The following is a 757-nucleotide window of genomic DNA, read 5'->3' on the forward strand; positions in this document are numbered from 1 at the left end:
GGTCACGACGGGGGCGCCGGCATCGGCGCTGGCGCGGATATCGGCCAGCAGCGGAATTTCGCCCAGGAACGGCACCCCGATCGCCTCGGCCTCGGCCCGCGCGCCGCCATGGCCGAACAGGTCGGTGCGGTGGCCGCAGTTCGGGCAGCAGAAATAGGACATGTTCTCGACGATCCCCAGCACCGGCACGTCCATCTTCCGGAACATCGTCACCCCCCGCCGCGCATCCAGCAGCGCGATGTCCTGCGGCGTCGAGACCACGATCGCCCCGGCCAGCGCGATCTTCTGCGCCAGCGTCAGTTGGGCGTCGCCGGTGCCGGGGGGCATGTCCACCACCAGCACGTCCAGCGCGCCCCATTCCACGTCGCCCAGCAACTGGCCCAGCGCGCCCATCACCATCGGGCCGCGCCAGATCATCGCCTGCCGCTCATCGACCAGCAGGCCGATCGACATCGCCTTGATCCCCCAGGCGTCCAGCGGCAGCATCCGGCCCTCATGCAGTTCGGGCGGCCGGCGCAGCCCCAGCATGCGCGGCAGGGAAGGGCCATGGATGTCGGCATCCAGCAGCCCGACGCGCAGCCCCTCCATCCCCAGCCCCACGGCCAGGTTGACCGCGGTGGTGGATTTGCCGACCCCCCCCTTGCCCGACGCGACCGCGATCACCACCCCGACCCCCGGCAGCAGCGGACCCTGCCGCGCCCCCCCGCCGCCCAGGTTCAGCGGCCGGTGGCCACCCCCCTGTGCCGCCGCTCCTTGG

At 72.5% G+C, this 757-nt stretch carries 1 protein-coding gene; it reads right to left on the reverse strand.

The genetic code is table 11. The features are described 5' to 3' along the window. Positions 1–757: Mrp/NBP35 family ATP-binding protein (locus HUK84_RS21205; RefSeq protein WP_176641928.1), on the reverse strand; the 757-nt coding region annotated here is incomplete at both ends.

Source organism: Nguyenibacter vanlangensis, from assembly GCF_013376155.1.
Classification (GTDB): domain Bacteria; phylum Pseudomonadota; class Alphaproteobacteria; order Acetobacterales; family Acetobacteraceae; genus Gluconacetobacter; species Gluconacetobacter vanlangensis.